The following is an 8,597-nucleotide window of genomic DNA, read 5'->3' on the forward strand; positions in this document are numbered from 1 at the left end:
CCGGGGCGCAATAGTGGCTTTCATCAAACATAGTTCGCCTGCGATGGAACACCATGACCGCCGGGCGGGCAAGCTTTATGATGGTGCCACCACGCCGACAAGGGAGAACCGCGGTGAATCGCATCGAGCATATTGCGTTGATGGCCCGCTACAATCAATGGATGAATCGCAAGGTTTATGACGCCGCCGGCACCTTGACCGATGCGGAGCTGAGGGTGGATCGCCAGGCGTTTTTCGGCTCGATCCTCGGCACCCTGAACCACCTGAAGCTGGGCGACACAGTCTGGCTCAAGCGCTTTGCCGAACACCCGGCGGACTTTCGCGCATTGGCACCGTTGAGTGACATCCCTACGCCAATGGATCTCAAACAGTTGGCCTTTGCCAACCTGCGTGAACTGTCAGCCCATCGCGCCTGGCTGGATCAATTGATCATCGATTGGGCCAATACGCTGCAGGAGTCTGATCTGGACCAGCGCCTGCGCTATCACAACATGCGCGGCGTGGCCGCCGAGAAACCCTTCTTCGGTCTGCTGGTGCACTTTTTCAACCACCAGACTCACCACCGCGGCCAGGTGACGACACTGCTGAGCCAGGCGGGCGTGGATGTGGGGATCACCGATTTGCTGGCGCTGATTGACTGAAGGCCGACACGGTCAATGTGGGAGCTGGCTTGCCTGCGATTGCATCGCCGAGGTGTGACAGACAAACCGAGGTGCTTGCATCGCAGGCAAGCCAGCTCCCACAGTTGCCCTATATTGCCCACAGTATCAGTGCCGTCACTTCACCTTGCTGCTCAACGTCTCCACACTTCGCTTCAAATCATCCAGGCTGCGCTTGAGCCCGTCGATCTCGCTTTTCTGCCGCTCTATCGTGCTCTTCTGTTCATCCATCGTGCGCTTGAGACTCGACAGCTGGCTGTCACTGCTACTGGCACTCGAACCGTCCTTGCACTTGAACTCATCAAACGCATGCCGAAATGGCATATCGCAATGACTGTCATTTATGGGGCTTGTTCCTGCGTAGCGTGCGTTCATCAGGACTTGACACAAAGGCCCTGTAGATCACTGATCTGCCAAGCTTTTTCCTGCGCATCTTTATTCGGGAAAACCGGCTTTGAGGTTGCGCTGAAGCGACTGGATCTATATATTCCCAACCCTGCTACACCGCGCTACCGCCCGAATGGCGAAACTGGTAGACGCATGGGACTTAAAATCCCCCGCTCGTAAGGGCGTCCCGGTTCGATTCCGGGTTCGGGCACCATAGATATCAAGGGCTTGCCGGGGAAACCTGGGCAGGCCCTTATCTTTTCTGTTCCGCAATTTCCCTTCATCGGCGTCCTGTCGAACGATTATTTAAAAAAATTTGCAATAGCCATCTACGGCGGGGCGAGATCAAATCGTTCGTTCGCTTTCGTTGTTATCTCGAAGCGAGAGCAATGCCCGGCAGAAGACAGCTGCGCGGCCACAGAACAACCCAATCGTGAACCCTGATGCAACACCCGCAAGCACTATCATTTTTGCGTCGGCCGACGTAGCTGGATGCACGGCGGCTTGATAACCAATGAAATATTTCACAGCAAAAAAGAGCAGAGAGATACCGAGTACTTTCCAGGTGCCGGGAACGATCAATTGCCGGCGTGCCTCGTCAAAGGTGAGGCCGCGTCGGGGAAATAACACCAGGGAGGTCAAGCTGCCCAACATTATTCCGGCAAGCCAGCTACCCACAGCCAACTCAACGCGATCTAAATAACTGATGGAAAAAAGTGACCAAACCGCCAGGACAGCCGGTGTGATGATCAGAGACCGTAGACTTTCACGATTGGTTTTCCGAGCACTTAAACCGTAATACCAGACCAAGAGAAATGCGCCGTAAACCCAGAGTGGCGTGCCTTCCAGAGCATCGAGCATTGTTCAGCGTCCTTGCCAAAAGATGTGACCGGATGCTGGCACAGCCTCAGGACTGTTGCCACTTATTTCAGATAAGGCGAGTGGTAACACCCGGATTGGGCCTGACTCAAAAAGCAAGAAAAAACCCCACAGCATCAATGACGCTGTGAGGTTTTTACCGTCACGCTTGAGCGTGCCGCTTCAGACCACGCTGATCATCTCGGCACTCAGTTGTGCCGCATTGAACCCCACCAGGGTGACGCTGCTGTCCCCCGCCAGAATCACGCTGTCATTCCCATTCTGGGTAGCGGAGCCGAGGACCGCATCGGCGCTCGCAAACAGCGATTTTGAGAACACCAGCACATCATGCCCGTTCTGATGGATATTGAAGTCACTGATCACGTCGTGGCCGAATCCGCGTTGATCGAACACGAACAAGTCGCTGCCCACACCACCACTGAGTTGGTCATTGCCCTGCCCGCCGATCAAGACGTCATTACCACTGGCTCCATACAGCGAGTCGTTACCCGTGCCGCCCAACAGCGTGTCGTTACCGTCACCGCCGTGCAACAGGTCATTGCCGGCACCACCGTCGAGCCGATCATTGCCGTTCTGGCCGAATATCAGATCGCGCGCCGCGGTGCCTTTCAAGGTGTCGGCCAGTTGGCCACCTTCAATGGATCTGGCGTAAGCCTTGTCGGCGCCGAACAGGCCATCAAAATCCAGCTTGCCACTGGTGACCGTATAAGACGGCGTCAGCGCCTGCCCAATCCCGCTGAAGATGCCACCGATGACAGGCAACTGACCGAGCGTATTGGCAAGGCCTGTCTCGAACTCCACATGCTCTACGCCATGCAGTTCCTTAAGGCCATAGTGCCCGCTGCTATCGTTCAAAAACAACGTACCGTCGCTCAGTTTTACCGCTTCGTAGGAAGACGCCGCACCTTTAAGGAAGGCTTTGTCATCGCCTGCGCCGCCGGCGACGATATCGGTACCGGTGCTGACCCGGAAACTGTCGTCACCACTGAACCCGTCGAGAAAGTCATCACTGCGACCGTCCTGCAGCTTGTCTGCGCTGTCGGTACCGAGCAGGAAGGCCGGTGTGCCGTAATGGTTGGAGGTGGCGGTCTGTTTGTCGCTGACCCAGGTGAAGCTGCGGCTGATCGCATCGAGGTTGCTGATCACGATGGTGCTATCGCGCTCGATGTAATCGTAGAACGTCGACTGGGCGATACGCTGGATGGGGTTGATGAAAATACCTTCGAGGTGCGCAGCCCATCCTGACAAGTTGGCGATGGAAAACGGACCGTTGGGCCAGGTTGGCAGGGCGTAGATCGTATCGAACAGCACGATATTGTCGGTCGTCGAGGTGTAACTGGCGTCACTCCCCTGAAGAGCGTCGATGATGGCGCTTCCCACGTTGGTTTCCTGCCCGGTGAGGCGGTGCACCACATCGTTTTCAAAACCGAAGTTGTAGATTCCGTCGCTGTTGCTGGACTTGGGCGACTCCATGCCAAAGTAATCTGAATCCCTGAAGAAACCGTCTGCCAGCGTGTCCTTGCCGATATACATGCTGTTAGTGACTGAGCCGCCCTGGCTGTAGCCGGTTACCAGCACATCCTTGCCGCTCAGGTTGTGGTCTATCGCGTAATCCTTGATTGAATCGAGCAGGTACTCATAGCCGTTGATATAGGAGTTATCGATCATGGCCGGCCAGCCCAGCAGATCAGTCAGGGAGTTGGTGCCGGCAATGGAAAACCCCATTTTCAGCAATTGACCACTGTCATCGTATTGACCAAACACCCTGGCCTGGGAGCCAAACACACCTTCGCCGGTGAAGCTTCCAGTGATATCAGTGTGACTGCTATCAACGCTCAGTTCATTGGCACCGATCTCACGCCAGCCTTTGGGCAATGCAAACGTGTTGCCCTCCCCCAGTACCGCCCCTGGAAGGTTGTAGAGCGCGCCTACGGTTGCGACACCACTGGTGTAAGTGGCGAGGTTCCAGGCATCTGAAATCAGGACACGGGCATCTTGCCCCTTGTAATCGAATATAGCCATGTCAGTACTCCTTGAGCCCAGCGATCAACACCGAAGTCGACGGCAATAACTGATACGTCGGGCTAAACATATGCGTTGAAGTTGTTATTGTGCATTCTGTTCAGGCTGCTTCTTTTCTTAATATCGACTTTGACCATTAAGGAAGCTTGTCAACATTAGCGTAGGAGTACGGTGGGGAAGCGACCGGTTATCGGATTACAGGAGTATGTTGTTAGGAATACATACGACATAACTGCCATGAGCAGTGTTTACCGAGCGTTACGGAAATATCTGTATGCTTCGTGACCGACCGGTCAAGCGGCATTGGATGTAATGCCCAGTTTTGAATGGATGCAATTCTATTTCGGAGCCAAATAAACCTAAGATCAATTACAGCCATGGCCTAGCGCTCGGAAAATGCCCTTAGCGTTTCCTCAACAGCACGACTCAGTCTATCCAGGCTCTTATCATCAACCTAAAACCGGCGCGCTTTGGATGTGCGGCGGTGTGTTCTTCGAACTAGATGGGGTCGTGTACCTGAACCTTGGCCTGAGGATGGAAACGAAAACATCGAGTGCGCCGCCGAGATTCTCGGCAGCGAGTTTGAAGCCGCGCGGCAGCAGGTATTATGCCAGCGCAATGCGGCTTGAATTGTTACTCCGTCCTTGATAGCACCAGTGAGTGGGCATTACTAATCTCTTGCGCGGCCTGAACCCCGTAGGCGTTGCTGGCAATTTGATAAGGGCTGCCGCTGTCGACGATATATAAGCCGGCCTTTTTAATGATATTTCCGACGTCCACACCGCCTGTTTCGGCGGCTGCAATTATAGCGACGAGCGCCTGTTCCAATGCGACTTCACGATCTGTTGGCATCTGTCTCTCCTTGAGCCGGCTCCATGCCGGTCACCCGTAATACCGCCGCCAATACAAAATTTCCATTGCCCCGGAGAATGGTACCTACCTAAACAAGCACGATACTCAGCTTGGGGTTTCGCTTAAGACTACCCATCTCATTTTGTATGGATAGTGGTCGTCGCCGTAGCTGCACTGCAAGGAAAGATCCTCTGAGGGTTGAAGAGTGAAGGGCTTTAAAGCTTCCGTTGGCTTTCCCCCGCCCCATGGATTGAAGATCTCTTTAACAACGACCTTATATGCCCGTTTGGCATCGCTATTTATCAGATGTGCGATTTGGCCAGCTGAGGCGAAACCGCAGCGTTCATTGTATTTGACCGTTACGACAGGGTCAGCCATAGCTGGTCCAGAAAAAACCAAGACGACTGACCAACCTATCCAAGTCCTTACTCGCATAGACACCTCACGTGTTTCCGCTAGCCTAATGCCAGCTCACAAGTTATAGCCCACCAAAACCAAATTGCCACCACCGGTAACGGAGGGCGGCGCTTACCTGAGGTAAACGAAATGCCTGTACGCCATAGCGTCATCCACAAGATCGACAAGAAGCCCGACGGTAGCCCCGCCGTGCTGTTCCTGGGCGCATCCGAGCAGGTCGAAAGCCAGGCACGCGACGACCTGATGAGCCAGCTCAACGAAAGCTACGACAAAAGGGGACCGACAAAAGGGCGACGACAAAAGGGGACAGATTTATTTTCCGGAGACTCACTCGCCATATCTAAAAGGACTCGTCAAATCAAATAAATCTGTCACGAATGGCACTTCCTTAACAGCTAACCAGCTGATATGACTACAAAAAAATGAAAAAAGGCCGTCCTTGGTCTACGGTGATAGTTGCGAACACACACCACTCGAACAAGGACAGCCCGCGTGAATCGTAGACGTCAAATCGTCAGGCATCAACAGCAGCGCATTCAGCAGCACGCCAAAAACAGCAACGCCCATGCATTCTTTAAGCTGCTAGCCGATCCGGCGCTGCTACAGCGTGCCGAGTCAGTGATTCCCAAGCATCGTCAACGCTTATTCCCGCCGACTGAAACACTGTCGATGTTTCTGGCTCAGGCCATGAATGCCGACCGTTCTTGTCAGAAGGCCGTGAATGATTTTTCGATCAAACGTTGCTGCGATGGGCTAAGCCCCAGCAGTGTCTACACCGGCGCTTATTGCAAAGCACGGGCGCGGTTACCGGTAGAGATGGTTTCAACATTGTTGCGCTCCACGGGATCCTCGATGAGTAACAGCGTGCCACCGTCATGGCGCTGGATGGGTCGCCCGGTACGTCTCGTGGATGGCACCACAGTGACCATGCCAGACACTGCGGCCAATCAAGCTGCCTATCCGCAATCTCGTGGCCAGAAAGCAGGGTTGGGCTTTCCCATTTGTCGTTTGGTAGGAATCATTTGCCTGTCCAGTGGTGCCGTTTTAGACGCCTCACTGGGGCGCTTTCGAGGCAAAGGTGGCGATGAGCAGACGTTACTCAGAACGATGCTCGGTACACTGAATCGAGGCGATATTGTGCTGGGCGATGCCTACTACGCGACATACTTTTTGCTGTGCGAACTGCGACGTCGCGGGATTGACGGCGTGTTTGAACAATACGGCGCCAGACGGCGCAGTACGGACTTTCGGCTCGGGCAATCGCTTGGGTCGGAGGATCATTTGGTTGAGCTGACAAAGACCAAGAAGCGACCTTCTTGGATGAGCCAGGCTTCTTACGAAGAAGCGCCTGAAACACTGACAGTACGTGAACTGAAAACCGATGGAAAAATCCTGGTAACCACTTTGAACTGCCCGCAACAAGTGCCTAAAGCCGGGCTAAAATCATTGTACAAAGACCGTTGGCATGTTGAATTGGATCTGCGCAATATCAAGACAACGCTGGGTCTTGAAACGCTGAGCTGCAAGACGCCTGGCATGGCTGTAAAAGAATTATGGGTGTATCTGCTAGCGCATAATTTGATTCGGATGATCATGGCCCAATCAGCGCTGTTAGCGGATTGTTTGCCACGCGAGCTTAGCTTTAAACATAGCCTCCAATTATGCCTTGCGATGCAGCAGTACGGTGCCGACGAACAAGACGATGGGGTACCGAATTTACTCAGGTTGATCGCCAGGAAACGTGTCGGAAACCGGCCGGGACGGATTGAGCCTCGCGCCATAAAACGAAGGCCCAAGCCTTACCCGATGCTGATGCAGACGCGTTCGGCGGCTAGGGCCGAGGTCAGGAGAAATGGACACCCGAAGAAGGTTAAGTAAGTGCCATTCGGGACAGATTTATTTTCCGGAGACTCACTCGCCATATCTAAAAGGACTCGTCAAATCAAATAAATCTGTCACCTTTTTTCTCCAACTTCCCAGTCGCAGGGTTATACCTTTCTTGTGCTGTACTCCCTGTTCCAGGCGTGGTCTGATGCGGTTTTTTCCCCGTAAACACTTCGTCTGGAAAAGTTCCTTTCTTTTCAACGAGTTCCGGCTGTCCTGTCTTAGCAGTACCTGCTACCTCTTTTGCACCGACTAATTATCGACTATGGGCAATACTCAACCATATAACTGCTCCCTAGTTCTTGCTGCATCGATTTGGCCAGTTCCTCTCCCTCTGCTTTATGCCGAAGCTCTGCCTCAGGCGTGGCAAAACAAGAATCGGGCGGGTAGTCGTTGTTGAACGTCGATTGATACTCACCGTCCCACTCACTGATTTTGACCCTCAGCTCTGGACAAAGGGGTAAATCTTCAATATCAACGTGCCCCATTCTATCCGGATCTGGGCAGAATATCGGCCCAGCCAAATACTCACTCGTTAGTCTTAACCTGATCATGGCAATGGTTTCCAAGAACTTACCGGATTAGCTCGAACCACGAAGCCGTTTGAGCCAACCCCAACTGCGATGTTTTGCTCAACACCATTGTGCGTGATGCGATAAACATTAGCCGAACCATTGGTCCCGACAACTTTGCCACGCTCAAGAGCACTCATTACAACATTTGGAATGTCATCACGTGAGATGCCCGTGTTGACAAAGTCGGCTTCGTGTCGTTTGTAGATATGTTGCAATCCGGCAGCATCAGTACCCTTTTCCAGCCAGACTGTTCGGCCATCTGGCAACCTACGGATATCAACCACACTTCCTGGGGTGATTTTAGTGCCTACAGGCAATCCCGAAATCAATTCGTCCCTCGTCAGAGCGGACCCCGACACTCCTTTTGCACCGTTAGCAAAAATTTTACTTCCAGTTTTTACGCCTGAGGACTTGACCTCCCCGAGCACAGCATCCATCAAAAACTCGACCCGCACAGGGACAGATTTATTTTTAAGGATTTTTGAAACCCCGGATTCTAATCATATAAATCTGTCACCTTTTTTCGTCCGCGGCTTCAGTCACGAGGCTTGCAGCTTAAAACTGAAAACCCACGAGACAGCACTTCAAATCCAGAACCTCCATGATCTTTAAACCTAAAATTGATGCCTTCAAGCTGATCTGCCGAAACATTTTCCAGCTCTATCTCGCTCAAGTAAAAAGCACCGTTCACTTCGGGAACTTTAAACCGACTCACCCCCATAAACCTTAAGCAAACTTCAAACTCAGAACGCTCAAACTCATAAAGCATGACAAGCCCAATCTCATACGTTGAGACATCCTCTCCCGAGTGTTCTTGCCGAACGTTAAAGCTTAATACGAGATTCAAATTGTATAAATTAAATCCTGGAATGATCGAAAGTTTTTCAACCCCATCTACATTACTTCCTATCGTTTGCATATC

At 52.6% G+C, this 8,597-nt stretch carries 10 protein-coding genes and 1 tRNA gene; 4 read left to right on the top strand and 7 right to left on the bottom strand.

The window, feature by feature from the left end; all coding sequences use genetic code 11:
• The first annotated feature begins 113 nt into the window (after positions 1 to 113).
• Positions 114 to 641, top strand: coding sequence for a DinB family protein (locus tag JFT63_RS11885; RefSeq protein ID WP_057703388.1), 528 nt, complete (start codon positions 114 to 116; stop codon positions 639 to 641).
• A 135-nt stretch (positions 642 to 776) separates the two neighbouring features.
• Here the strand turns inward: JFT63_RS11885 and JFT63_RS11890 are convergent, their stop codons facing one another.
• Positions 777 to 1,034: a hypothetical protein gene (locus JFT63_RS11890; RefSeq protein WP_233102283.1), complete on the bottom strand. Its 258-nt coding sequence runs from the start codon at positions 1,032 to 1,034 to the stop codon at positions 777 to 779.
• A 139-nt stretch (positions 1,035 to 1,173) separates the two neighbouring features.
• On the opposite strand from JFT63_RS11890, the gene JFT63_RS11895 reads away from it, so the two are divergent.
• Positions 1,174 to 1,260, top strand: a tRNA-Leu gene (locus tag JFT63_RS11895).
• A 131-nt stretch (positions 1,261 to 1,391) separates the two neighbouring features.
• Here JFT63_RS11895 and JFT63_RS11900 read toward each other — a convergent pair.
• The 3 genes from JFT63_RS11900 to JFT63_RS11910 all read right to left on the bottom strand — a co-directional run bounded on the left by JFT63_RS11900 (position 1,392) and on the right by JFT63_RS11910 (position 4,799).
• Positions 1,392 to 1,907: a DUF6622 family protein gene (locus JFT63_RS11900; RefSeq protein ID WP_198844009.1), complete on the bottom strand. Its 516-nt coding sequence runs from the start codon at positions 1,905 to 1,907 to the stop codon at positions 1,392 to 1,394.
• 180 nt (positions 1,908 to 2,087) lie between these two features.
• A complete protein-coding gene (locus JFT63_RS11905) occupies positions 2,088 to 3,947 on the bottom strand; it encodes a calcium-binding protein (RefSeq protein ID WP_198844010.1) in 1,860 nt (619 codons plus the stop codon).
• Positions 3,948 to 4,580: 633 nt separating this feature from the next.
• Complete coding sequence (locus JFT63_RS11910; protein ID WP_198707832.1) at positions 4,581 to 4,799, bottom strand: hypothetical protein; 219 nt, start codon at positions 4,797 to 4,799, stop codon at positions 4,581 to 4,583.
• A gap of 546 nt (positions 4,800 to 5,345) precedes the next feature.
• On the opposite strand from JFT63_RS11910, the gene JFT63_RS29595 reads away from it, so the two are divergent.
• On the top strand, positions 5,346 to 5,582 hold the full coding sequence (locus JFT63_RS29595) for a hypothetical protein (protein WP_233102284.1): 237 nt from the start codon (positions 5,346 to 5,348) through the stop codon (positions 5,580 to 5,582).
• Between the two features lie 126 nt (positions 5,583 to 5,708).
• The gene (locus JFT63_RS11920) at positions 5,709 to 7,094 is read left to right on the top strand and encodes an IS4 family transposase (RefSeq protein WP_198844011.1); all 1,386 of its coding nucleotides are present in this window, start codon (positions 5,709 to 5,711) and stop codon (positions 7,092 to 7,094) included.
• Positions 7,095 to 7,363: 269 nt separating this feature from the next.
• Here JFT63_RS11920 and JFT63_RS11925 read toward each other — a convergent pair whose 3' ends face one another.
• From JFT63_RS11925 to JFT63_RS11935, 3 genes are all read right to left on the bottom strand, one after another.
• Entirely contained in the window at positions 7,364 to 7,669 is a 306-nt protein-coding gene (locus tag JFT63_RS11925) for a hypothetical protein (protein WP_157243926.1), read from the bottom strand.
• On the bottom strand, positions 7,651 to 8,112 hold the full coding sequence (locus JFT63_RS11930; protein WP_198844012.1) for a hypothetical protein: 462 nt from the start codon (positions 8,110 to 8,112) through the stop codon (positions 7,651 to 7,653). The genes JFT63_RS11925 and JFT63_RS11930 overlap by 19 nt, the downstream gene beginning before the upstream one ends.
• Positions 8,113 to 8,210: 98 nt before the next feature.
• Positions 8,211 to 8,594, bottom strand: a complete 384-nt coding sequence (locus JFT63_RS11935) for a hypothetical protein (RefSeq protein WP_057703394.1) — start codon at positions 8,592 to 8,594, stop codon at positions 8,211 to 8,213.
• Positions 8,595 to 8,597 lie beyond the last annotated feature (3 nt).

Origin of the sequence: Pseudomonas sp. MF7453 (assembly GCF_016405455.1) — a bacterium.
Lineage (GTDB): Bacteria > Pseudomonadota > Gammaproteobacteria > Pseudomonadales > Pseudomonadaceae > Aquipseudomonas > Aquipseudomonas paralactis.

What these genes read in the sequence shown, in the direction of transcription:
- JFT63_RS11890 (WP_233102283.1), bottom strand. Translation starts at nt 1,034, where the DNA reads ATGAACGCACGCTACGCAGGAACAAGCCCCATAAATGACAGTCATTGC.
- JFT63_RS11900 (WP_198844009.1), bottom strand. Translation starts at nt 1,907, where the DNA reads ATGCTCGATGCTCTGGAAGGCACGCCACTCTGGGTTTACGGCGCATTT.
- JFT63_RS11905 (WP_198844010.1), bottom strand. Translation starts at nt 3,947, where the DNA reads ATGGCTATATTCGATTACAAGGGGCAAGATGCCCGTGTCCTGATTTCA.
- JFT63_RS11910 (WP_198707832.1), bottom strand. Translation starts at nt 4,799, where the DNA reads ATGCCAACAGATCGTGAAGTCGCATTGGAACAGGCGCTCGTCGCTATA.
- JFT63_RS29595 (WP_233102284.1), top strand. Translation starts at nt 5,346, where the DNA reads ATGCCTGTACGCCATAGCGTCATCCACAAGATCGACAAGAAGCCCGAC.
- JFT63_RS11930 (WP_198844012.1), bottom strand. Translation starts at nt 8,112, where the DNA reads ATGGATGCTGTGCTCGGGGAGGTCAAGTCCTCAGGCGTAAAAACTGGA.
- JFT63_RS11935 (WP_057703394.1), bottom strand. Translation starts at nt 8,594, where the DNA reads ATGCAAACGATAGGAAGTAATGTAGATGGGGTTGAAAAACTTTCGATC.